1 protein-coding gene is annotated in these 233 nt (G+C 51.9%); it reads left to right on the forward strand.

Translation table 11 applies throughout. The features are described from left to right. Window positions 1–233: flagellin N-terminal helical domain-containing protein (locus tag NXT09_RS22480; protein ID WP_441845169.1), on the forward strand; the 233-nt coding region annotated here is incomplete at both ends.

A 233-nucleotide genomic window follows, 5' to 3' on the forward strand; every position in this document is an offset into this window, starting at 1 on the left:
GAAGGTAACCTGAACGAAATCAACAACAACTTACAGCGTGTTCGTGAGCTGGCGGTTCAGGCTGCAAGTGACACCAATGGTCAGACTGACCGTGGTTCAATCTACACTGAAATGAAGCAACGTCTGGACGAAATCGACCGTGTTGCTGGCTCTGCGTCTTTCAACGGCACGAACCTGCTGGACGGTACAGCAAGTGGCGGTATCAACATTCAGGTTGGTGCAAACACCGGTGC

This window comes from Pectobacterium jejuense, from assembly GCF_026800125.1.
GTDB lineage: Bacteria > Pseudomonadota > Gammaproteobacteria > Enterobacterales > Enterobacteriaceae > Pectobacterium > Pectobacterium jejuense.